We start from the raw sequence: 21,806 nt of genomic DNA on the forward strand, positions 1-21,806 counted from the left end.
TAATAATTAGAAAAATAACTTTGATTTTAAATTTAATTATGTAAATGGGATGGTAAGTACCTCTCCATTTTGATAGATTAGTCTATATTTGCCATTTAAATCGATAGGGCAATCGAAAGTAGCGTTATAGATTGTTATTCTTGTGTTTGAATAGATATTTTTATTGACGAAAATAGTTGCGCTTTGTTTTGCCGTCAATTCTTCTTGAAGCTTTTCAAGCTCCCCTTTTTTTAGAATAGCTTCTTCACCTAGCTTGATAAGTGTATTTGAGAGATGCTGTTTGATAAAACTGAATTTTTCATCGAGTGGACCACTGCGTTCCAGTAGGTCAATTTTTTTAAGCCCATTTTTCACATCTTCAAGTTTTTTGGCAATAGTCTCCAGGTCATCAACTATCTTTTTATATTTTGACATCAAATCGAAATCAAAACCTATTGAGATATTTGTAAAGATATTAGTTGGCGATCCAAGCGTGTTTACTGCCAGCGAATGCCCAAGAAAGAGGTTTCCACCGCTTATCATGCCGCGTCCCTGGATGATCCAGGCATATCCTTTTACCCTGCATTCAGCCTTGAGGATATAGTCTTCGACCTCCATGTCGCCACCTACCGATATATCGGCATATTCAATGGCCTTTGCATACAGATCGTTTCCCGTGTTTACTCGGGTCTTATTCCCTCTGATTATGCCTCCAACCTTAAGGTTGCCCTTGACATATATCTGCGCCTCGCCTTCTATATTGCCAGTCACGGTCAGATCGTTCCAGGTTGAGACCTTGAACGCACCTGAGATAGACCCGGAGATAGTCAGTAACCTCCCCCAGAACTCCATATCTCCTATGGTTATGTCAAGATCTCCATTGATGATATATTCATCCAGTACGGTTATCTCGCCGTTCTTGATCTCCGCCTTCCCGCTCCTCGACGCTATGATGGCAATCTCGTCAGAGGAGACTGCGGCGCCTTGACCCAGTTTGAATTGTGCTGGTTTTCCTGGTTTCGGCGGTATTTCATGTCCGAATATATCTTTTCCAGGGATTCCAGGCGTTGGTGGTATGATCTTTGCGATTATATCGTCTTTGCTTACATTGACAAATCTTTTGTGTGAGTTGGATTCCGGCTCTTTAAGCCCCTCGAATCTCGGCATAAATTCGAGTCCGCCGTCCTCGCCGTCCACAGGCGGATTTCCTCTTGCGACCACCCATCTACCGTTTTCAAATTGAGGCGGTCGTTGTATCCCATATATTATCTCGTATTGTTTTAATATCTCCGGCAGGTCATGCAGGCAGTCTGGATCAATATCCTGTTCGATGGGGGAAAGCGCGGCCTCCATCCCGTTTTTTGAGACCTTCAGTACTGCCGTGCCGTACAAGATAACACCCTTGTCCAGTTCTTCTTTTTTCATCAATGGTTTATAATCCATATTCGGCCAGGAGTTCGTCAACGAGGTCCTGGGTAACAAGCCTGCCGGCGTCCGAGCCGGCCTTGATCTGATTTATAATCTCTTTGCATTCGTCCGCTACCTGTCTCTGAGGCGATTTTTTGATATTCAGGATAATAAGTGCCTTTATAAGCGTATCGCGCATCTCCTCGAGCTGTTTTTCCATTCGTTCCAGTTGTTGCCTCGCCACGTCCTGATACGACTGCACCGAGATGATTTCAAATACCTCCGCCTTGATTTTTTTGTGGTGTTCATAGATTTCAGGCAGTTGCTGCAATGCGCCAGATCCCATAATGATGTCGCATTCTTTTATTATGTTGTCGCATATATCCAGCACCTTTCCAGTGGAGTCACCCATGAGATTTGCGACCGTCTTGGTCGTAACGGCAAATTGCGGGGTCTCCTTTTCAACTCGTTCAAACGACGGTTTGGCCTCCTTGAGGTTTTTTATCAGTTTATTGATTGCCGATGCGATATTCCCTATGATGCCCTCTGCGTCAAGCCTTATCTCGTGATCTACCTCGCCGTTTAGTATGGCCTGCGTGGAACGGAGTATGGCCTGCAACTCCCGTTCATAACTTAAAGACATGGTCTTCACCCCTCCATCCGATCTTGAAAATCTTATCGGTATCTTTTATGGTCAGCATAATAGCGGTCTTTATCCGCATACATAGCGTTGTCGGCCGCCTTTACAACCTCATCAGGCGGGACAAGGTCAGAACCGGCCGAGCCTAGGCTGACGCTGATCGGCACAGAGACACCTTCGGCCACAGGCAATTCCTTGTCATTGAATGTCTCTTTAATTCGATTGAGTAAATTTACAGCATTTCCAGAGGTCGTATTGGGGAGCAGGATATAAAACTCGTCGCCACCGATTCTGGCCAGAACGTCCGTCTCCCTGACGTTTTTGCACAGAATTGCAGCCGCGGCCCTGATAAGTTCATCTCCGGCCTGGTGGCCGTAAACGTCGTTTATGAACTTAAGGCCGTTTAAATCAGCAACTATTACAGAGAAATGTATGCCATGCCCTGCGTTTTTAGAGATTTCTTCAGAAAGCGCCCTTTCGAAGTAATAACGGTTATAAAGCCCTGTGAGACCGTCGATGTTGGCCCTCTCTTCCAGCCTTTTTAAAAGGAGTTTATTCTGTATCCACGACAAAAACGACTTGGAATAGAGATCAATGATATTGTTTGCATCCAAGCCGCATTCATGCATCGATGAGACCCGACCTTGATTCAGGAGTAAGATCCCTATTTGTCCGCCTTTGTTTGAGCGCAGCGGCATCTGAAACCATGTTCTGTCTCCACCGTCGCTAGCCGGCGGCAGGGCTTCGAGTGGAAAGACAAACGTATCACACTTCCTTGGAAGGTGCGAGAGGTACGAACCTATCAACCCCTGGGCGCAGTCATGTTCAAGGCCTATGGAGATCTGAAGCCATATCACACCCCTTCGGATATCTTCTATCAGCAAGAAGCATTTTGTACCGCCTATCTTTGAAAGGATGGAGCTTAATACTGTATGTGCCAGTTTCGTTTCATCTTCCCCCGGCTGCTGCATGAGGAGCATCAGTCCCGAGAGTTCCACGAAAAGGTCTTTTTGTTCGTTGAGTTGCCGTTGTTGCGCCTTTATTTGTTTGATAAGTTTGACCTTGTTTGTATCATCTTTGAATACGAGAAGTGCTCCAGACTGATTGGCGATGGGTATAAAATTTTCGGTGATGTGTTCACCTTCACGTTCATGACCTATTAATTGAAATCTATTCTGGGATGTTTCAGTTATAGGACATTGTCTACAAGGGTCTTTGTATCCGAATATTTCAAAGCATTTGACGTATGACTTGGCAGGATATTTTTGTGACAACTTTTCTTTTAGAAAGAGATTGCTTTCTATGATGGTGTGATCTAGGCCTATTATTGCTAGGCCATCTGGGAGATGATCAAAAAGTATCTCTAATCTTTCTTGAAGTATCTTTAACTGTTTAGTTTTATATTCCTCTAAGATCGTTTTTGCGGTTAGCTCTTTTCTGAGAAAGAAATAATCTTCTATGAGTTTACGTTCTCTTGAGATATCTTTTAATGAAACGATGCATAGATCGTTTTGTTTTTTAAAATTCGCCAAAATGTATTTTGGCTTGCCGCTGATCGAGCAGTCTATGACTCTTTGGAGATGTGTTTTATTCGATTTTACAGGGCAGTCGCGGCATTGAATTTGTCCGAATAGAGATTTTAAGAGACATTTATTAGAACTATATGGTTTGTTTTTGTTGGGATCGCCTATTTTAAGCATTGAGGCTGCGCCCTGATTTACAAATACGGTTTTACATGTTTGATTAATTAGGATTATGCTTATATTTAACCCATTTAAGATGTCCCTTGTCGCCTGATCTAGTTTAGATATCATGGCAGTTCTCCGCAATAAGGTTTTGCAGGATTGGGTTGCAGAGACGCCCAGATTGGAAAATTGAAAAGAAGATTGAAAAACAGATGAAAAGCTCGATGAATATTTGATAAAGATTCAGACTTGTTGAGGCTTTTCTTTCCATAAAAAAAGTATAAATTAATTAAAAATGCTTTTCAAGCAAATGCACGGTGCCTGGTGTGCAGCCGAGGTCTTTGTCGTCTAAAAAGGAGTTATGATTATGTATAAAAGGATGTTGGTTCTTCGTTTCCCGCCTGAGATAACAGACAAGCCCATAGTTTGGGCGCTCAGTAAGGACTTCGGTCTCTGCTTCAATATTTTGAAGGCAGCTGTCTTTCCAGGCCAGGAAGGCCTTATGGTATTGGAACTTTCAGGGCAAAAGCCGGAGGTCACTAGGGGGCTCAAATATCTTCGCTCGCAAGGGGTTGTAGTAAAACCTGTCGAGCAGGAGATAAGCCGAAACAACGAAATATGCATACAGTGCGGTGCCTGTACAGGCGTATGTCCCACAAAGGCCCTTTACATCGACAGACCTACTATGTGTGTAATGTTTGACCCCAAGAAGTGCACTGGCTGCGAGTTATGTGTCCTTGTCTGTCCTGTCAGGGCCATGGAGGTGCGCTTCAGTAAGGAAAAGGCGCTCGCCTAGTCGGACTGTATGACAAAGGGGGTATTGGTTGCGATAAGCGGCGGTGTTGATAGTGCGGTTGCGGTCATGAAGGCCGTTGAGGCCGGTTATCATACCGAGGCATTTCACCTGAGGCTCTCCAAGCATGATGTCGGTCTTTCCGCTGCAGCCGCCATCGCCGAGGGGTTTGGCATAAGGCTCCACATCGTCGATTGCCTTAATGAATTTGAGCAGGAGGTTATAGATTATTTCAAGACCTCTTATCTGATTGGTGAGACCCCGAATCCATGTGTAGTATGCAATCCCAGGATTAAGATAAGATATGGGCTGAAATTGATGGACAGGCTGGGGTTGGATGTTCTAGTCACTGGTCACTATGCAAGGGTGGTTGGCCGCAACGACATCGGTACCGTGCTCCTTAAGGGTGTCGATGCAGCTAAGGACCAGTCATATTTTCTGCACCAGATCCAGCGTACGGCCTTTGACCGCCTTTGGTTCCCGAATGGTTTGTTTACGAAAGAAGAGATTAAGGCCTTGGCGGGGAAGGCTGGTTTCTTGGATATCGTGCATAAGGAGAGTCAGGAGGCCTGTTTTTTAAAGGGCGATTACCGGGATTTTCTGGGTGTGGACGCAGACGGCGAGGGAGGTGAGGTTGTTACAAGGGACGGATGCATTCTTGGACGGCACAAGGGGCTTTGGGCCTATACAGTGGGGCAGAGGAAGGGTCTGAGCGGCCTGCCAGGTGGCTCGCCTTGGTATGTGTTGGCCCTTGACCATGAAAACAACCGCCTGATTGTGGGCAGATCTGACGAACTTTTGTCCACTGGTTGCCTGGTGAACGGCATAAATTGGCTGGTTGATGATCCGGCTATGGTCTTTGACTGCCGGCCTCAGGTCAAGATCCGTTACCGCCATCAGGGCGTTCGAGCAATTGTTGAACCTGCAGAAGACGGTATGGTAAGGGTCATCTTTGATATGCCCCAACGTGCGGTTACGCCGGGGCAATTTGCAGTTTTTTACAACGATGAGCAGGTCCTTGGAGGCGGGAAGATATGCGGATAGCCTTCTATACCTTGGGGTGCAAGGTAAACCAGTTTGAAACTGCAGCCATAGCGGAGAGTCTGGCGTGCAAAGGAGGCGAGATTGTTTCCTTTCAAGATGCAGCCGATCTTTATGTTATAAATACCTGCGCGGTTACTTCTAAGGCGGCCTATCAGTCCAGGCAGGCGATCAGGAGGGCAAGACGTATAAACCAGGCTGCCAGGGTAATAGCTACGGGTTGTTACGTCCAAATCGGCCTTCAGGAACTGCTTGAGACCATGCCATGCAAGGTTTGTCTTGTAGGCAATGATCAAAAACACACCATTCCCGAGATAGCCTTCGAAGACTTGGGTTGCCTGGAGGTGTATACAGGCGATGTCGGGATGGTTAAAAAAATAGCCCCTTTTTTCATTACAGCGCCTTTTGATCGGACCAGGGCGTATGTGAGGGTGCAGGACGGCTGCGATGCCTTTTGCAGTTATTGCATCGTCCCATATACCAGAGGGCGCTCCAGAAGTCTGGCGCCTGAAGCCGTGCTTAGACAGGTCGAGGCGCTTGCCGTAGGTGGCATAAAGGAGGTGGTGCTGACAGGCATACACATAGGTCTTTATGGGCGGGATCTTGCGCAGAAGACCTGTCTCCTTGATCTAATCAAGGCCCTTTGCCCTGCCTTTCCTGACATCAGGTTCCGCCTAAGTTCTATCGAGCCGACTGAAGTAAGTGATGAACTGTTGGCATTCGCCGGTTCGCAGCATAATTTTTGCCCCCATTGGCATATTTCGCTCCAAAGTGGTTCTGAAAAGGTGCTTTCGGCGATGAATAGGCGCTACAAGCCAGGACTTTTTGTACAACTTGTTTCCAAGATCAAGGAGACGATGCCTAATGCAGCTATAGGGGTTGACGTCATGGCTGGTTTTCCCGTTGAGGATGAACAGGATTTTCTGATGACCCTTAATCTTTTGAAAGACCTTCCTGTCGCTTATGTCCATGCCTTTCCTTATTCAAAGCGACAGGGCACCTTGGCTGCCGTCATGAAAGACGTTGTGCCTCAAAGAGAGAGAGTGCGGAGGGCGGCCGCCTTAAGGGCCCTTGGTGAGGTAAAGCGCATGGAATTCTGGCGATCCCAGCTTCGAAAAACCTTTGAGTGCTTGGTGGAGTCAAGGACCGGTGAGACAGGTGATTGGTTTGGTCATACTGAGAATTATATACCTGTGATCATTAAGGGTCTAAGCAATGCGCATATGCAAAATTTGATCGTCCCTGTGCGTCTTGACGCCGTAAAAGACGATAGAGTTGTTGCCTTTTTGGATATGGAGGGTTAATTTCCTCAAATTTAATATCGATTTTAATATCGATGTGTTATATGATCGTTTATAACCGCACTGCAGGGTAAAATTGAATGGATTTCGAATTGAAATGGCTTGCCTGGGAGATAACTAGACGTTGCAATCTCCACTGTATCCACTGTAGGTCTTCATCAGAGCTGGAGATAAAGGGTCATCCCGATTTTTCTACCGAAGAGGGCTTCAGGATACTCGACGACATATCTAATTTCGCAAGGCCTGTTGTGGTTCTTTCAGGCGGCGAACCCCTTTTGAGGATGGATTGGCCCAGGCTTGCCCGTTACGGCACGGAAAAGGGCCTCAGGATGTGTCTTGCTACAAACGGTCTCCTTGTCACCGATGAGGTGTGCAGGGAGATAAAGACATCTGGCATAAAGATGGTCTCTTTGAGTCTGGACGGTGCAAGCGCTGAGGTCCATGATAATTTTAGGGACCAGCCAGGGGCCTTTGACGGCGTTATGAACGCCGCAAGGCTTTTCAAAAGACATTCCATAGATTTTTTGATTAATTCCTCATTCACCAAGAGGAATCAGGCTGAGATACCGAAGGTCATGAGACTCGCCAAGGAACTTGGGGCAACGGCGTGGTATATGTTTATGATAGTCCCTACAGGAAGGGGTGAGGACGTGATGAACGAGCTTATCTCCCCTGAAGATTATGAAGAGATACTTAGATGGCACTATGAGATGGAAAGGCATGAAGACGAACTTCTGGTAAGACCCACGTGTGCCCCACATTACTACCGCGTAAGGCTTCAGCTCGCCAAGGAAAAGGGGGAAATTCCAAAAAAAAGGACCCTAAAGTTCTCTACTGGTGGGTCAAAGGGGTGCCTGGCAGGTCAACTTATAGCGTTGTTGGATGTAGATGGAAACGTCCTTCCTTGCAGTTATTTCCCACTCCCGGCAGGGAGCATCCGGGAAAGGCCATTTAAGGATATTTGGCTGAACAGCCCGCTTTTTAAAGAAATTAGAGACTTTTTATCCTATAAAGGCAGATGCGGGCGGTGTGAGTACGTTTCTATATGCGGGGGTTGCAGGGCCAGGGCATACGCCTTGACCGGAGATTATCTCGCCGAGGAACCGTTTTGCAGATACATGCCACTGCAGGTAAGGAGTGGGAGGGTTGTATGAAAGACATCTTCTTGAAGGCATGTAAAGGGGAAAAGACCAGACCTATACCTGTCTGGGTCATGAGGCAGGCCGGACGATATCTGCCGGATTATCAGCGAGTGCGCGGTGGCATGGATTTTTTGACCCTCTGCAAGACCCCTAGACTTGCCGCCGACGTCACCCTCCAGCCTGTTGATATCTTGGGTATGGATGCAGCTATACTGTTTTCAGATATACTCATACCGGCAGAGGCGATGGGGATAAATCTTGTCTTCTCGGAGGGCAAGGGACCTATCTTGTCGCCGCCTGTCAGAACGGAGAGGGACATATCGGCCCTCCGCAACATCGATCCTGCGGCAGATACCCCTTTTGTCCTGGAGACCATAGCCATTCTTCGGGATGAACTGAAGGACAAGGTCCCGCTCATAGGTTTCGCAGGCGCCCCCTTCACCCTGGCGACCTATATGATAGAGGGTGGAAGCTCTAAAAATTTCCTACATACAAAAAAGATGATGTTTTCTGCGCCCGAGCTCTTTCACCGTCTGATGGCGCTTCTGACAGATGTGACTATGGCCTATCTTTTGGGGCAGATAGGTGCCGGGGCGCAGGCCGTCCAGGTATTTGACACCTGGGCAGGCGTCCTCTCAAGGACTGACTATAAGGCCTTCGTGCTTCCATATGTCAAACAGATATTCACCGGGATAAAAAAGGCCGGGGTTCCAGGTATATATTTTGTGCTGGATGGCTGTCATCTCCTCGAAGAGACGGCTGACGCCGGAGCGGATGTCATCGGTCTGGATTGGCGAACCGAGATAAAAGACGCCGTGTTTCGACTTGGCGATGTGTCCATACAAGGGAATCTGGATCCATGTTCCTTGTTTTTACCGGAGAATTTTTTAAGGGAGAAGGTGAGGTCCATACTTGAACAGGGTACCCTTGCCAAAAGCCACATCTTTAATCTCGGCCATGGCGTTCTTCCTGAAATTCCATATGAAAAGGTAAGGCTTTTGGTGGAGCTGGTGCACGAACTTTCGGCATGAAGACGGGTGTCGTCCTTTTAAATATGGGCGGGCCGGATTGTTTGGCCGCCGTCAGACCATTTCTTCAAAATCTCTTCTCCGATCGGGACATAATCAGGCTTGGTCCGAGACCTTTTCAGGCGTTGCTCGCCTGGTGGATAGCAAAAAAGAGGGCGCCGAAGAGCGAGAAGAGCTATGGCCTTATAGGCGGCAAGAGCCCGCTTTTAGAGATCACTATGTCTCAGGCGAGGGCTGTCGAAAGATTGCTCAATGATAAAGGTATAGACATTACGGCAGCGGCCGGTATGAGATATTGGTCGCCCAGGACACCAGACGTCTTGAAATCATTAAAGGAACAGGGCATATCAAGCGTCGCAGGGCTTTCGCTGTATCCTCATTACAGCAGGGCCACGAGTGGTTCATCTCTTGCGGATTTCAGTGCAGCCTGTGAGGATTTGGGCTTGCTGCACATAGAGATCATGGCCTTCCCTGATTATAGGCCTTATATTGAGGCCTTGGCCGAGTGCTTGGAAGATGGCCTGGATGCCCTTTTCCGTCCTGAAGAAAAGGCCTTGTTGCCGCATCTGCCGTCTGATTTCGCTCTCCTATATAGCGCACATAGTCTGCCGGAATACCTCATTGAATCAGGCGATCCATACGTGGATAACCTTCGCCTCACTATAGAGGCGCTTGAGGGGATGACGGGCGTCAGGGGCGAACTCTCCTTTCAGAGCAGGAGCGGTCCTGTGAAATGGCTTGGGCCTGGTACAGATACTATGATCTTGAGATTTGCAAAAGAAGGCAAAAAAAGGATATTGGTCGTGCCGATCAGTTTTGTTTCGGATCATGTCGAGACCCTTTATGAAATAGACATGCTGTATAAAGACATGGCGGCCGAAATGGGAGTGAGGCTCGTTCGCGCGCCATCGTTGAATGACAGGCCGGCCTTTATTGCGGCATTGGGGATGCTGGTTGAGGATAGTTTCAGGGAGATCGGATGGCTAGGGTGATTGTAATAGGAGGTGGTGTCTCCGGACTTTCTTTTGCGTGGTATTTAAGGAGGCTAAAGCCAGGTTGGGAGATATTGATATTGGAAAGGGCGCCAAGGCCAGGCGGCAAGGTCTGGACGGCGATAGAAGAGGGTTTTGTTTGGGAGAGGGGGGTGAACGGTTTTCTTGATAACAAACCGGCGGCCTTGAGATTGGCAGGCTTGTTGGGTCTAAGTCTTTTAAAGAGCAATGATTCGGCGCGAAGGCGTTTTGTTGTAAAAGACGGTGATCTTTTAAGGCTTCCTGAATCCCCGTTGGCCCTCTTGCGTTCAAAGTTGTTGTCGCCTGTCGGCAAGGTCAGGTTGGCGTTGGAGCCCTTCATTCCAAAGGCCAGCGCCATCAAAGAAGAATCGCTTGCAGGGTTTGCAATAAGACGCCTGGGCAAGGAGGCCTTCGATTATCTGATCGATCCGATGGCCGCCGGCATTTATGCTGGAGATCCTTATGCATTGTCCTTGAAGGCCTGTTTTCCAAAGATATATGAGCTTGAGCAAGGCTATGGCAGCCTTATTCGGGCCATGATGGTCTTAAAAAAAGAGGCGAGGCGCAAGGGCTTAAACGTCCCTACGGCAGGACCAGGTGGTGTGCTCATGTCGTTCGCGGCCGGTATGAACGAGCTTGTCGAGGCCCTTTATAGAGACCTGTCAGACATCGTCAGGCTTGATACACAGGTGATTTCCATCAGGAGGATGGGGAGGGATGGTTTTTCCTGCCTTACGGCGGATGGCGAAGAGATAGAGGCAACCCACGTTGTTGTGGCCTGTCCTGCAAGAGAGGCCTCGCGCATCATGTCAAGGTCCTTCCCTGCAGCAGCGGATGCGGCCTTTTCTATTTATTATCCGCCGATAAGCATAGTGGCCATCGGTGTGCACGAAAGGCATTTGCCCGGACCTCTTGACGGTTTTGGTTTCCTGTGTCCATCGAGGGAGAAGAGGGATATCCTTGGCGTCCTTTGGGATTCGTCGATATTTTCCGGAAGGGCGCCGAGCGGGTATTGTTTGATAAGGGTCCTTATAGGGGGCGCGAGGGCGCCTGAACTGGCAAGGATGCCTCAAGAAAATATTGTCCAAACGGCCTTGAAGGAACTTAAAGACCTTTTGGGCCTAAAGGCCGGCCCTGAATTCGTCAGGGTCTTCAAGTGGGATGAAGCGATACCGCAATACAACGTGGGACATGCCGATGTAGTCCGCAGGGTTGTCGAAGGGTTTGACAGTGACAGGATAAAGATACGTTGCAATTGGGTCGGAGGTGTGAGCCTGAACGACTGCGTTGCAAACTCAGAGACCTTGGCTAGAGAGATGGCGCAGGATGGGAACAGTTGAGGGTTTAACCAGAAGCTTTGATTGCATTATAGCAGGGGCAGGACCAGGTGGTGCCTATCTGGGTTATCTACTTTCTTCGCTTGGGTTGAAGTGCCTTATCCTCGAAAAGAAATCCATCCCCCGTTACAAGCCTTGCGGCGGGGGGCTTACAAAACGCGCCCTTGATCTCCTGCCGTTTGATTTGACAGGGATTGTTGAAGATTGGGCTGTAAAGGCTAGGCTTTGCTTCGGCGGCGGTTTTATCCGGGAGGTTTTATTCGATCAACCGGTGATCGGTCTTGTGATGCGGTCGAGGCTCGATTCCTTTTTGGTGTCAAAGGCCCAGGAAGCGGGCGCAGTGGTCTTGACAGGAGTGGCTTTCAAGGATGTCAAGGCCGCATCTGGCGGAAGCCTCGAGGTGCAGACCACTGCAGGCGATTTTAAGGCCCTGGTCCTTGCCGGGGCCGACGGGGCAGGTAGCAGGACGGCTAGGGCGCTCGGGCTCTGGAAGAACAGGGTCGGATGTCCCGCCGTAGAGGCGGAGGTTTATCCCCTCAGCCGAGAATCCCTTGATGCCTGGCGCGGCATGGTTGAGTTTGACTTCAGTGCGGCGCCTAAGGGTTATGGCTGGGTCTTTCCAAAGGCCGATCACCTCTCTGTAGGGGTATTCTCAACAGGTAAAGAGACGAAGGGCCTGAGGGGTCGCCTGTTCGATTTTATGGTTTCAAGGGGCTTGAAAGAGCAGGATATAAAAGGGATCAGGGGTCATATGATACCGCTTGGACCGCATAACGGCCCTTTTGCTAGCCCCGTGGGTCTTCTCGTAGGTGATGCGGCTGGTCTTGCCGATCCGATAACTGGCGAGGGTATTTATCATGCCCTGAGACAGGCGGAATTGGCTGCAAGATGTATTGCCGCCACCTTAACTGGTAAAAACGGCAGGTTGACCGTCTATAACAGCCTTGTTCAGGAGGAATTTATCAGGGAACTGTCATATGCAAGGCGTCTTGCACATCTTTTTTATGGGATGCCTAGACTCAGTCGCCTGATGATGAGGGTTGGAACTGATAAGGTCATAGGTTATCATCTGGACATCATAACCGGTAGAAGGGCCTATAGAGATCTCTTTTTGAAGGCTGTAAATCCGCTGACCTTTCTGTCTTCCGCCTTCGGCTAGGCATAGCCTATGGTTTGACTATTTTTTTTATTATATAGACATCTTTTTAACGGCCGGTTAAAAAGTTATCTTTATGCCCAGATCTGTATAGTATCCGGAGGTTTTCTATGTCAGGACATTCAAAATGGAGTACCATAAAGCACAAAAAGGGGGCGTTGGATGCCAAGCGGGGCAAGATTTTCACCAAGCTTATAAAAGAAATAATGGTTGCCGCCCGTCTTGGCGGGGGCGATCCAGCCAGTAACCCCCGGCTCAGGAATGCTATTATGGCCGCCAAGTCGGAAAATATGCCGAAGGAGAACATAGAAAGGGCTATCAAAAAGGGGACTGGCGAGCTTGAAGGCGCCAACTATGAAGAGATCTTATATGAAGGTTATGGGCCTGGCGGCGTTGCGGTGCTGGTTGAGGCCATGACAGATAACCGCCAGAGGACAGTCTCTGATGTGAGGCATATATTCTCAAAGCGGGGTGGGAGTCTAGGTGAACCGGGTAGTGTGGCCTGGATGTTTGAGAAAAAAGGGCTTATCATTGTAGAGAAATCGAGCATTGACGAAGAGTCGCTTATGACATTGGCCCTTGAGGCAGGGGCTGAAGACCTGAAGGAGAATGAGTCGGATTGGGAGATACGCACCACCCCTGATTCGTTCGAAGCCGTAAGGGCCGCAATAGAGGCCAAGGGCATAAAGATCGAGGAGGCACAGGTGACAATGGTCCCTAAGACTGTCGTAAAGATCGAGGATGAACAGCAGGCAGGTCAGATATTGAGGCTTATGGAGGCAATAGAAGATAATGACGATGTTCAGCATGTCTATGCGAATTTCGATATATCCGACAGTCTTCTTGAGAAGTTAGGATAAAGATGTCAGATGGGCTTATTCTTGGCATTGATCCCGGCAGCATTGCCACAGGCTACGGCATCATAAAGAAGGATGGGGACAGGCTTTGCTTTGTTGATGCAGGTGTCATTAGGCCAGGATGTCGCAGGGCTCACGGCGATAAAGATGGGAACGATTTGGCAAAGAGGCTTGAGTGTATATATGCCGGTCTTGGCAAGGTGATAGAGCGTCTTGCCCCTGAGACCTCGGCTATAGAAGGTATATTTCACAAGAACAACCCTAGATCGGCCCTGCTTCTTGGACATGCAAGGGGGGTTGCCATTTTGGCCGCTGTGCACCGCGGTCTCTGTGTCTATGAGTATTCGCCGATGGAAATCAAAAAGGCTGTCGTGGGCTATGGCAGGGCGGAAAAACACCAGATCCAACAGATGGTTAAGGTGATGCTGAATCTACAGGAAAAGGTGGCTCAGGATGCATCGGATGCACTTGCCGTTGCCATATGTCATGCCAATTCAATGAGATGCAGGCGCATGATGGTAGGTATCTCGTCAAGGTTGAATAGGAGATGATAGGTTATCTCAAGGGCAGAGTGGAGAGGCTTTGGGACAAGAGGGGTATCATCCTTGACGTAAACGGCATAGGTTATGAGATACAGATGCCTGCTCCGGCCGTTTCAAGACTTGAATCCATAGGAAGGGAAATAACCGTCTTTACGCATCTTGTATGGAAAGAAGACGCGGTTTCGCTTTACGGTTTTGAGGGGATGGAGGAGCGCGATATGTTTAGGATGCTCATCGAGGTGTCGGGCGTAGGTCCAAAGATGGCCTTGAATATCCTCTCGATGTTTACTGTACAGGAACTCTTAAAGACGATAGCCGGTTATGACATAAAAAGGCTTCAGGCCATACACGGCGTGGGCAAGAAGACGGCAGCTAGACTGTGCGTCGATCTTAAGGAAAAGGCAAGGCTTATTCTTGTCGAACAACAGAAAACGCAGGCCAGCGGTGGCATTGCAAAAGCAGGTCCAGGTGTTTACGAAGAAGAGGTTATGCAGGCCCTTTTAAACCTTGGATACAGTCGTTTAGAGGCCAGATCCGCGCTTGAAAGGGCGCATGCCGAGCTTGGAGAAGGGACGGGGATCGAGAGGCTCGTTAAGACCGCATTAAGCTTTTTGGGTAAAGGTGTATGTTCATCATGAAAGAGGCTGCGCCCTTGCTCAACCGAGACAGAGAACTTGATCCCAAGCCCATAGGAGAAGAAAGAGGTATAGAGCCTGGGCTTCGCCCAAAAAAGTTGTCCGAATATGTCGGACAAAATGATGTCAAATCCAGCCTTGAGGTCTTCATTTCAGCTGCCCGCATGCGTGGAGAGACCCTTGATCACGTATTGTTGCATGGTCAGCCTGGCCTCGGAAAGACTACGCTCGCTAATATCATAGCAAACGAGATGGGTGTCAGTCTGAGGGCCACGTCCGGTCCTGTAATTGAAAGGCCTGGAGACCTTGCCGCTATACTTACAAATCTACAAGATGGTGAATGCCTGTTCATAGACGAGATACACAGACTCAACCCGGTGGTCGAGGAGATACTCTATCCTGCAATGGAGGATTTCCAGCTCGATCTTGTTATAGGACAGGGTCCAAGCGCACGCACTATCAAGATCGATCTGCCGCGTTTTACACTGATCGGGGCCACCACAAGGACGGGTCTCTTGTCGCCGCCGTTAAGGGACAGGTTTGGTGTGGTATTGAGGATGGAATTCTATCATGAGCGCGAACTCTATGAAATAGTAAGACGTTCTGCAGCCATTATGGGTATTTCAATCGACGAAGGCGGAGCAATGGAGATAGCCTCGAGGTCCAGAGGTACGCCCAGGATATCGAATAGGCTCCTGAGGCGTGTACGAGATTATGCCGAGGTTAGGGCAAACGGGCATATATCCGCCGAGGTGGCGGACATGGCCCTGTCTCTGATCGACGTTGACAAAAGCGGACTTGATCGTATGGATAGATTGATATTAAAGGTTATAATCGACAAATTTTCAGGCGGCCCGGTCGGACTTGAGACTATAGCAACATCTGTCGGAGAGGAAAGTGATACTATAGAAGATGTCTATGAGCCCTATCTCATCCAGAAAGGTTACCTTCACAGGACGCCGAGGGGCAGGGTCGCAACTGATATGGCCTACAGACACCTGGGGAGGAGGCGCTGATTAAAAAATAAGGAGCGATACAACCATATTATGGAAAAAATAACGCATGTGCCACTTGAACCAAGTGCACTTCGGCTGAACATTGACCCCAATGGCCTTGGGTTCGAGACCCTCTTTGGACTTGAAGAAAACGAGGAGACAGAGACCTTGGCCCAAGAGCGGGCTGTCAAGGCCCTCGCCTTCGGCCTTGAAATAAGACATCCTGACTTCAACGTATATGTTGCAGGGCCGAAGGAGACAGGGCTTTTTGATCTGGCGCGTATGTATGTCGAGCAGGTGGCAAAGACCTTGCCGTCATCCCCTTCCGATTGGTGCTATGTCTATAACTTCAAAGACCATGATTCACCCATAGCTATAAGGCTTGAGCAGGGGAGGGGGCGTGAATTTAAAAGGGATATGTCTGTGCTTGTGGATAATCTTAAGCTGCATATCCCGAAGATATTTGAGAGTGAGATCTACATATCCCGCAAGGAGGAGATTATAAGGGCCTTCAATAAGGCGAGGAGTCAGGTATTCGAAGAACTCGATAGGAAGGTGCGTGAAAGCGGTTTTATCCTTCAGGCAGACCAGACCGGTATGATGGTGATCCCTGCCAAGGGAGAGGGCGTCCCATTTACCCCTGATGAGCTTTCGACCCTTTCCGAAGAACAGCAAATGGAGCTCAAGACCAGGTCTGAGATGTTGCATAGAGAGATGGGCAGCACCATGCGCCACGTCCATCAACTTGAACAGGAAGTGAGCGAAAGGCTGAGGGCCCTTGATGCGGAGATGGTAGGACAGGTGTGTGATCGCTTTATTGATGAGCTCAAGAAAAAATATGAAGGTCATGGCCTTATCCAGGATTATTTGTCTGACGTCAAGGCGGATGTCATAAAGAATATGGACGACTTCCGTTCAAAGCCACAGGCACAGACGCCTTTCCCTTTCCCTATGATGACCCCGAGTTTCACCCAGTATGAAGTCAACCTCATCGTCGATAACATTGAGACAAAGGGTGCGCCAGTAGTCATAGAGAGCAATCCGAGTTATCCGAATCTATTTGGTTCGATCGAGAAAAAGGCCCAATTCGGGGCGCTTGTTACAGACTTTACGATGATCAAGGCCGGTGCCTTCCACAAGGCCAATGGGGGATATCTGATTATCAAGGCCATGGATCTCCTAAAGTGGCCCTTTTCCTATGAGGCCTTAAAGAGATCTTTAAGAGATCGGAGGCTTGAAATCGAAGATCCGGGTGAGCAATTTGGTCTTTTTACCACAAAGACATTGAAGCCCATGGCCATTCCACTGGATATAAAGATTGTCCTTGTGGGGAATTCAGAGATATATCAGCTGCTTTATAATTTTGATGAGGATTTTAGAGAGCTTTTTAAGGTGAAGGCCCATATGGATGTGCATGTGGACAGGAACGAGGCCAGATTGGGTCAGTTATTGCAGTCGGTTAAGACGATAGTAAAAAAGAACGGCCTCAGGGATATCCATAACACTGGGATCGCAAAACTTATCGAATACAGCGCCGAACTTGCCGGCTCGCAGGAGAAATTGAGCCTTAAGGTATCAGATATCGCTGATCTTATATGTGAGGCCGATTTTTGGGCCGCAAAGGATGGAAGCCCATTGATCACCGGCGAATATATCCAAAAGGCTATGAACGAAAAGGCCTACAGGTGTAGGCTCTATGAAGATCACCTCCAAGAGCTTTTGGCCAAGGGTATCATTAAGGTGAATACTAGCGGCAGAGCGGTCGGGCAGGTCAACGGTCTTGCCATCTACGACCTCGGGGACTATATCTTTGGCAAGCCATCCAGGATTACGGCCAACATATCCTTGGGCAAGGAAGGCGTTATAAACATAGAACGTGAAGCAGAATTGAGCGGCAGTATTCATACCAAAGGGGTCATGATCCTGTCGGGATATCTTAGGGCATATTTTTCTGCGGATAGGCCTTTGACCCTTGCAGCTACCATCTGTTTTGAGCAGAGCTATGGGATGATTGACGGAGATTCTGCGTCTGGTGCCGAGCTGTTTGCGTTGCTCTCGGCGCTTTCCGGTATGCCTATCGACCAAGGGATCGCCGTAACTGGCGCTGTGAGCCAAAAGGGAGAGATATTGCCTATAGGAGGGGTTACACAGAAGATAGAGGGCTTTTTTGATCTATGCAAGGCGCACGGACTTACAGGAAGTCAAGGGGTAATCATCCCTAAGGCAAATGTAAAGGACCTGATGTTGAAAGAAGAGGTTGTCGGGGCGGTGGAGGCAGGTAGATTCCATATCTGGGCTATAGAGACCGTAGAGGAAGGCATTGAGATACTTACAGGCATCCCCGCAGGGGTCAGAGATGTGGATGGGAATTATCCGGAGGGAACCCTCTTCTATTTAGTCGATCTGAGGCTTCAGGAATTGGCCGAGGCGGCCAAGAGCTATGGCCATGAGGAAGAAGGCGTAATGGAGGAGGCGGCGGAAGGGGCTGGGTCTTAATAGACCCACTTGCCTTTGGTATAGCGGAATATCTCAGTGACAGGCACCTCTTCAATGGGTGTGCCAGGGTCATTCAGGGCGTCTTGCCGTGTAGGACCTTTTTTGAGGACCTGTTTTTCGGAATAATAAATCATTCCTACATAAGGTGTTTCTTTCGAGCCTGTTCTTTTTATGGAAATATTGCATTCAGGCCCGTAGCAGACATATCTTCCGACATATACACCATCCCGTTCTAATGGTTCGAGCCTGATTTTTTTTGAATTTTCTCTACTTATAGCCTCCAGCTTGGCCATCCATGCCTTTGCAAATCGTTCAAAGCTTTGTCTGATTTCATCGTCACTCAGTCTAGTTTTTTTATCTTGGCGGTTATTTGCGACATATTGATGGTTGTTTTTGATTCTATCGCCACTGCTGGCAAAGATCGTTTGAGGATACGACAGTACTGCCAAGGCGATTAACCCCAGCAGTACTGTCACAACTGATATAAGAGTTGCTTTTTTCTCAAGAATCATGGAATGAGCAACTGTTTTGATCAATCAAGTATCTTGAACTCTACGCGACGGTTCATGGCCCTGCCTTCCGCTGTCTTGTTGCTGGCGATAAAATGGGTTTTGCCATAGCCGATCGTCTGGATCTTGTCGGCATTTATTCCATGTTGTACCAAGAACTTCTTTACAGATTCAGCACGTCTTTCTGAGAGTTTTAAGTTGTATGCAACTGTACCAATAGAGTCACAATAGCCTTCAACGACTACCTTCACATCAGGATGGGCCTTGAGTATCTCGACGGCCTGCTCAAGCACCGGCACGAATTCCTTTTTGATGTTTGATTTGTCAAAGTCAAAGTTGATGCCTCTGAGGACGATTTTTTCCTTCACCACTGGTGGTGGCGGCGGCGGTGTCTCTACCTTGGGTTCAGGCATAGGTGCTGGTGGTTCTACCTTTGGGGCCGGTGCTGGTGCCGGCGGTTTGACCTCTTCTTTTGCCATCAGAGCGCCTATGATGCCGCCTATTAGGGCGCCACTAGCAGCCCCAATCATCGCTCCGTTGCCTGTCGCTGCATCTCTGTTGCCATTGTCGCTGCCGTTGCCGATAGCCGCGCCAGCGCCGCCGCCTATAACCGCTCCTACGGCAGCGCCCTTAAGAAATCCCTTTTGGCGGGCTGACATATTTGCGCAACCGGTTGTCATTGTGACGGCGCATAGCATCGCTACACCTATCTGCCAAATTTTTTTCATAGAACCTCCTTTCTCCTCTTTTAATGATTTTAAAAATAGCGCAACAGTTGTCTCTTTGTCAAGGAGCCAGCACCTCTGTCTATTTATCATATCTCTTAACCTCTGATCCTACCTTATTGAGGAATGAAGTGAATGTCATGGATGCATGACATGCCCGCCTGTCAATAAAAATAGATTGCGGAGCATCTCCGGTCGTATTGCAGACTCCCAGTGACCTGTAACAGAGGCCAATATCCATGCACCGAAGATCAGGGTGATGGTTAGGGCGGCGACACCCAATGGAGAAGGCTTGATACCTAGCAGTGTATTGAGTCCAAGGCAATTTTTTACAGGACAGACGCCGATGCACTCCATGCAGCCCTGACACTCAGGGGTGCGCACTGCTGTTTTTTTGTGCACTTCTATGCAGGCTGGGCATATCTTTGTACACCTTTTGCAGTTGATGCAGAGTGTCTCGTCACGCTTCACATGGATGGGGCTGAAGAGCGCCATAACGCCGAGGAGCGCCCCATATGGGCACAGATACCTGCACCATGGATTTCTGAGGATGATGGACAGGGAGGTGATGACCACCAGAAAGACGACCGTCGTCAGGGATGGCTTAATGAAAAATAGGAGCATCTTTATATCAACAAGCATGTTGTAGGGGCTTGACATAAAGGCCGCGATGGACCGCCCATCCATGCGAAAGAGGATTATGTAGAGAAAAAAGGAAAGAAGTATGTATTTTAATGAATAAAGGGGTATGGATGGCCAGCCCTTAAGACAGAAGGAGAGCCCAAACCTCCGGCCAAGGCCCTCGAAGAGATTGGAGATGAGGCCAACGGGGCAGACCCAGCCACAGACGCCCTTGCGGAACAGGAAGGCCGTCAGCAGGACTGCTATGAAGATGGCAAGCCCGGCGGGGTGGATCGGATCGAACTGGCCCGTGAGCACCAGGTGTTTCAAGGCGGTCAGCGCCCCGATGGGCAGAAAGGCCTCGACAGAGGGGAATTTGGGCGCATAGACATTGCTTTGTCCACTTACCCACAGGTAGTAGCGGTAGAATCGGTAACCGGCATAGAGAAGATATAGTGAAAAGGCCAACTGCACAGCCCTTCTTGCATATCGAACAGGGATAATTAAAGACATAGCGATAAATTAGAACCAGAATTCAGGGTATTTTCTTCTCTTTTTTAAGATTTTGGGGCACCCGTCCTAATACATCGCGGCTGGATGCCCCATAGCGTTTTAAATCAGCCTATTTTTTTCTGGTCTTGACGGTAGCCTTAAAGTGCGCCTGCCGCATCTCCTGGGCAAGCTCCTTGATCTCCACCAGGTCCTTCTTCATCTTGGCATAGCCGTACCATGTGGCGTAATCCGGGTTCATGTGGAAGGTGGCCTGGAATGCCTTCATCCTGTGGTCCATGAACATCTCATAGAGTATCTCCTCGACCTTGGTGTTTACGTCATAGAAGGTAAGGAGATCAGGATAGGCATAGGCCTGGCCAGGTTTTTTCTGAATGATGCCGTCCTGATAAAGCCCAGCCACAGTGGCTATAGCCTCGGCGAACAGTTTATCCGCGGCCTTCACCATCTTATCTGCATTCTGGATGTTTGCATCGACGAATGCAGGCGAATGGCACTCTTTGCACACATCAACTATGCGCCTTCTTTCTGCTTCAAAGTCTTCTTTCGTAAGCCTTGCGACCTTGCCGGCCTTTACCACATCAAGCCTTGCCGTGGGTTTTCCGTTCGGGTCAAGCACGCCCAGACCCTTTAAAATAGTAGCGCGGTATCCCATCCACTCCGGATCGTCCTCGGGAAGCCTTACGGCCAGGAAGCCCCAGGCTGAAAAGACCCTGTGATTACCCTTTGGCATGTGGCATGTCTGACATTTCGGCGCCCTGTCTTTGTTCTTGGGATCAATGGTCCGTTCCATGAGATAGGTCACGCCGTGTTTGGAGCCTGACCACATCTCCCACTGTGGGTGATCAAAGCCCATGTGGCAGGTCTCGCACGCCTCGGGTTCAGAGGCCTCGGCCTTTGAGAATGCGTGCCTGGTATGGCAGTTCTGGCAATCCATACCATATTTGTAGTACTTCCTGCCCTCTGTCTGACGATCGGCCTGGGTCTTGAGGCCTAGGGTATGGCAGCCTCCGCAGCCCTTCTGCCCCTCTACAAAGGCCTTGGGCTGCATGTGCGTATAGGGCATGGCCTGGAGCGCCACAAGGCCGAGCGCATGTTTTCCTTCGAGGTACTGGTTGGCCTGTTCCGGATGGCACTGTTTGCAGGTCTCGATGGTCGGCAGTTTCGCCTTGTCGACGTCTTTTTCGCTCATGTGGTCGCTTCCATGGCAGTCAGCACATGTAAGCACCTTCGCCATCTTACCTCGGTTGAAGTCTTTCACCATCATGGGCGTGATTTTTACGTGACAGTCTTCACATGGTGAAGGCTTTGCGATAGCTGTCCCCATGCCGATAAAGCTGAACAAACCAAATAAAAAGAGATAAAAACCCAGGACATTTCCCATGACAAATCCT

General features: G+C 49.0%; 20 protein-coding genes. 13 read left to right on the plus strand and 7 right to left on the minus strand.

The features are described 5' to 3' along the window. Positions 1-36: 36 nt before the first annotated feature. Genes LGS26_RS05620 through LGS26_RS05630 form a run of 3 tightly spaced genes read right to left on the minus strand, consistent with a single transcriptional unit; the run spans position 37 to position 3,558 of the window. Positions 37-1,404, minus strand: a complete 1,368-nt coding sequence (locus LGS26_RS05620) for a DUF342 domain-containing protein (RefSeq protein ID WP_237887752.1) — start codon at positions 1,402-1,404, stop codon at positions 37-39. Between the two features lie 7 nt (positions 1,405-1,411). After that, positions 1,412-2,029 (minus strand): protein phosphatase CheZ, encoded by a 618-nt coding sequence (locus tag LGS26_RS05625; RefSeq protein WP_237887754.1) that lies wholly within the window; start codon positions 2,027-2,029, stop codon positions 1,412-1,414. A gap of 32 nt (positions 2,030-2,061) precedes the next feature. Then, positions 2,062-3,558: a sensor domain-containing diguanylate cyclase gene (locus LGS26_RS05630; RefSeq protein WP_237887756.1), complete on the minus strand. Its 1,497-nt coding sequence runs from the start codon at positions 3,556-3,558 to the stop codon at positions 2,062-2,064. A gap of 520 nt (positions 3,559-4,078) precedes the next feature. Between LGS26_RS05630 and LGS26_RS05635 the strand changes: the two genes are divergently transcribed. The 13 genes from LGS26_RS05635 to LGS26_RS05695 all read left to right on the plus strand — a co-directional run bounded on the left by LGS26_RS05635 (position 4,079) and on the right by LGS26_RS05695 (position 18,047). After that, positions 4,079-4,507 (plus strand): NIL domain-containing protein, encoded by a 429-nt coding sequence (locus tag LGS26_RS05635; protein WP_237887758.1) that lies wholly within the window; start codon positions 4,079-4,081, stop codon positions 4,505-4,507. 9 nt (positions 4,508-4,516) lie between these two features. Continuing rightward, positions 4,517-5,548, plus strand: a complete 1,032-nt coding sequence (gene mnmA, locus LGS26_RS05640; RefSeq protein ID WP_237887760.1) for a tRNA 2-thiouridine(34) synthase MnmA — start codon at positions 4,517-4,519, stop codon at positions 5,546-5,548. Then, positions 5,539-6,849: a tRNA (N(6)-L-threonylcarbamoyladenosine(37)-C(2))-methylthiotransferase MtaB gene (gene mtaB / locus LGS26_RS05645; protein WP_237887762.1), complete on the plus strand. Its 1,311-nt coding sequence runs from the start codon at positions 5,539-5,541 to the stop codon at positions 6,847-6,849. The genes mnmA and mtaB overlap by 10 nt, the downstream gene beginning before the upstream one ends. 77 nt (positions 6,850-6,926) lie before the next feature. Beyond that, positions 6,927-8,000, plus strand: coding sequence for a radical SAM/SPASM domain-containing protein (locus tag LGS26_RS05650; protein WP_237887764.1), 1,074 nt, complete (start codon positions 6,927-6,929; stop codon positions 7,998-8,000). Then, the gene (gene hemE / locus LGS26_RS05655; protein ID WP_237887766.1) at positions 7,997-9,019 is read left to right on the plus strand and encodes a uroporphyrinogen decarboxylase; all 1,023 of its coding nucleotides are present in this window, start codon (positions 7,997-7,999) and stop codon (positions 9,017-9,019) included. The genes LGS26_RS05650 and hemE overlap by 4 nt, the downstream gene beginning before the upstream one ends. Continuing rightward, positions 9,016-10,008 carry a ferrochelatase gene (gene hemH, locus LGS26_RS05660; protein WP_237887768.1) on the plus strand — a complete coding sequence of 331 codons (993 nt, stop codon included), beginning with the start codon at positions 9,016-9,018 and terminating at the stop codon, positions 10,006-10,008. Before hemE ends, hemH begins: the two co-directional genes overlap by 4 nt. Next, the gene (gene hemG / locus LGS26_RS05665; protein ID WP_237887770.1) at positions 9,996-11,369 is read left to right on the plus strand and encodes a protoporphyrinogen oxidase; all 1,374 of its coding nucleotides are present in this window, start codon (positions 9,996-9,998) and stop codon (positions 11,367-11,369) included. Before hemH ends, hemG begins: the two co-directional genes overlap by 13 nt. Beyond that, positions 11,356-12,525, plus strand: coding sequence for a geranylgeranyl reductase family protein (locus LGS26_RS05670; protein WP_237887771.1), 1,170 nt, complete (start codon positions 11,356-11,358; stop codon positions 12,523-12,525). The genes hemG and LGS26_RS05670 overlap by 14 nt, the downstream gene beginning before the upstream one ends. Before the next feature lie 107 nt (positions 12,526-12,632). Further along, entirely contained in the window at positions 12,633-13,382 is a 750-nt protein-coding gene (locus tag LGS26_RS05675) for a YebC/PmpR family DNA-binding transcriptional regulator (protein WP_237887773.1), read from the plus strand. Positions 13,383-13,384: 2 nt separating this feature from the next. Next, on the plus strand, positions 13,385-13,930 hold the full coding sequence (gene ruvC / locus LGS26_RS05680; protein WP_237887775.1) for a crossover junction endodeoxyribonuclease RuvC: 546 nt from the start codon (positions 13,385-13,387) through the stop codon (positions 13,928-13,930). Beyond that, a complete protein-coding gene (gene ruvA, locus LGS26_RS05685; RefSeq protein ID WP_237887777.1) occupies positions 13,927-14,559 on the plus strand; it encodes a Holliday junction branch migration protein RuvA in 633 nt (210 codons plus the stop codon). The genes ruvC and ruvA overlap by 4 nt, the downstream gene beginning before the upstream one ends. Next, on the plus strand, positions 14,556-15,572 hold the full coding sequence (ruvB, locus tag LGS26_RS05690; protein ID WP_237889879.1) for a Holliday junction branch migration DNA helicase RuvB: 1,017 nt from the start codon (positions 14,556-14,558) through the stop codon (positions 15,570-15,572). The genes ruvA and ruvB overlap by 4 nt, the downstream gene beginning before the upstream one ends. Positions 15,573-15,602: 30 nt before the next feature. Continuing rightward, a complete protein-coding gene (locus LGS26_RS05695; RefSeq protein WP_237887779.1) occupies positions 15,603-18,047 on the plus strand; it encodes a Lon protease family protein in 2,445 nt (814 codons plus the stop codon). Here LGS26_RS05695 and LGS26_RS05700 read toward each other — a convergent pair. The 4 genes from LGS26_RS05700 to LGS26_RS05715 form a co-directional block, all read right to left on the minus strand. Further along, complete coding sequence (locus LGS26_RS05700; RefSeq protein WP_237887781.1) at positions 18,044-18,583, minus strand: hypothetical protein; 540 nt, start codon at positions 18,581-18,583, stop codon at positions 18,044-18,046. The genes LGS26_RS05695 and LGS26_RS05700 overlap by 4 nt on opposite strands. After that, entirely contained in the window at positions 18,580-19,284 is a 705-nt protein-coding gene (locus tag LGS26_RS05705; protein ID WP_237887783.1) for an OmpA family protein, read from the minus strand. Before LGS26_RS05705 ends, LGS26_RS05700 begins: the two co-directional genes overlap by 4 nt. A 135-nt stretch (positions 19,285-19,419) precedes the next feature. Then, positions 19,420-20,370 (minus strand): 4Fe-4S binding protein, encoded by a 951-nt coding sequence (locus LGS26_RS05710; protein ID WP_237887785.1) that lies wholly within the window; start codon positions 20,368-20,370, stop codon positions 19,420-19,422. A 154-nt stretch (positions 20,371-20,524) separates the two neighbouring features. After that, positions 20,525-21,796 (minus strand): multiheme c-type cytochrome, encoded by a 1,272-nt coding sequence (locus LGS26_RS05715; RefSeq protein WP_237887787.1) that lies wholly within the window; start codon positions 21,794-21,796, stop codon positions 20,525-20,527. Positions 21,797-21,806 lie beyond the last annotated feature (10 nt).

Source organism: Dissulfurimicrobium hydrothermale (assembly GCF_022026155.1).
GTDB lineage: Bacteria > Desulfobacterota > Dissulfuribacteria > Dissulfuribacterales > Sh68 > Dissulfurimicrobium > Dissulfurimicrobium hydrothermale.